At 60.2% G+C, this 1,987-nt stretch carries 2 protein-coding genes; both read right to left on the bottom strand.

The annotated features are described in order from the left end of the window. Positions 1–52: 52 nt before the first annotated feature. Positions 53–1,357, bottom strand: coding sequence for a urate hydroxylase PuuD (locus ACW9JE_RS30455; protein WP_224541324.1), 1,305 nt, complete (start codon positions 1,355–1,357; stop codon positions 53–55). A 50-nt stretch (positions 1,358–1,407) separates the two neighbouring features. Beyond that, complete coding sequence (locus ACW9JE_RS30450; protein WP_007960046.1) at positions 1,408–1,911, bottom strand: ureidoglycolate lyase; 504 nt, start codon at positions 1,909–1,911, stop codon at positions 1,408–1,410. Positions 1,912–1,987: the final 76 nt, after the last annotated feature.

The raw sequence follows: 1,987 nt of genomic DNA, 5'->3' as shown, positions 1-1,987 counted from the left end.
GATCGGTGTGGATCCTGTAGGAGCGAGGCTTGCCCGCGAAGCTTTTCAACGATTAATTGGTCGGAGCACCCTGAACGATCCAGGCACCGATCAGATCCCGTTCCTGCTGGGTCATCTGGGTGATGTTGCCCAACGGCATGATCTGGGTGGCGACCGCCTGGGCCTGGATCCGCGCGGCGTTCTGGCGGATCTGCTCAGGGGTATCCAACATCACACCGGCCGGGGCCGCGCTGAACAGCGGGCTGGTCGGCTTGGCCGAGTGGCAGACCGCGCAACGTTCCTGAATCACGGTGTGCACCTTGTCGAAACCAGGACCTGCATTGGACGCTTGCGCCGGTGCTGCGGCTGGGGCTTCTGCTGGTTTGGCTTCAGCCGGCTTCAAGCCGCCGCCCACCGCCGTTTCCGGTAGAGGCTGGTACTCGATCGCCGCAGGCGCCTTGGCCACTTCCGGAGCATTGGACATCGGCTTCGGACCGGTCACATAGGCCAGGCAGATCATGCCCACCGCTGCCACCGGCAGGGTCCAGGCGAACTTGTGGCTGTCGTGACGGGTGTTGAAGTAGTGACGCACCAGCACCGCGAAAATCGCGATCCCGGCCAGGATCAACCAGTTGTACTGGCTGCCGTAAGTGCTCGGGAAGTGGTTGCTGATCATGATGAACAGCACCGGCAGGGTGAAGTAGTTGTTGTGACGCGAACGCAGCAGGCCTTTTGCTGGCAGTGCAGGGTCCGGCGTGCGGTTCTCGGCGATCGCCGCTACCAGTGCGCGTTGCGCCGGCATGATGATGCGGAACACGTTACCGACCATGATGGTGCCGATCAGCGCGCCAACGTGCAGGTACGCACCACGACCGCTGAACACTTTGCTGAAGCCATAGGCCGCGCCGATGATCAGCACGAACAGGATGAAGCCGAGCAGGGCAGGGCGTTTGCCCAGGGCCGAGTCGCAGAGGAAGGAGTAGACGAACCAGCCGATGAACAGCGAGCCCAGACCGATGGCCACGCCTTCAGGGCCGCTCAGGGTGCTGCCCGGAGCCAGCAGGTAGAGCGTCGGGTTGGAGTAGAACACCACGCACAGCAGCGCGATACCCGACATCCAGGTGAAGTAGGCTTCCCATTTGAACCAGTGCAGGTTGTCCGGCATGGTCGGTGGAGCCAGTTTGTATTTTTCCAGGTGGTAGATGCCGCCGCCGTGGATCGCCCACAAGTCACCGGCCAGGCCGCTTTTCGGGTTGACCCGATTGAGGTTGTTCTCCAGCCAGACGAAATAGAACGACGCGCCGATCCAGGCCACACCGGTAATCATATGAACCCAGCGCACGCTCAGGTTCAGCCATTCCAACAGATGTGCTTCCACAGTCTTTACCTCTCGCCTGTCACTCTGTTATCGAGTGATCAGACCTTCTCTTATTGGTGGGGGGCGAGGATCAAACGCTCATCCTCTTTGAAAAAATGCTCATCGCAGTTATTGCCTGTGCCACTGCGATCAACCACCAGGAAGTCATCCCGCTTTTCGATCGTCAGCACCGGGTGGTGCCAAACGCCGCGATGGTAATTAATGCCCTGCCTGCCGTTGGTGACGAAGGCGCGGACCAAGCCTGATACAGGTTCATCGCCAAGTGGCGCGACCACGATCAGAAAGGGGTTGCCGAGCAGCGGAATGAAAGCCTGGCTGCCCAGCGGATGGCGCTCCAGCATGCTCACGGTCAGCGGCATGTCCTGCGCGTCGGCGCGGAAGATGCTGATGATCGCGTTGTCCTCTGGCGTGGCGGTTTCGACCGTTGCCAGTTTGTGGAAGCGCATGGTCGAACCGTTGTTGATCATGAAGTGATCGCTGCCGTCGGTTTCGATCACGTCACCGAAAGGGGCGAAGGCTTCTTTGGTCAGCGGTTCAATCGTCAGTGTGCGCATGCTGTTCTTTTCCGAATTCTGTGTTGTTGGTTCTATCGCCTTCGCGGGCAAGCCTCGCTCCTACGGACGGTGATAC

The organism is Pseudomonas sp. SDO55104_S430 (genome assembly GCF_054070595.1).
This window is presented reverse-complemented; position numbering and strand designations above follow the sequence as displayed.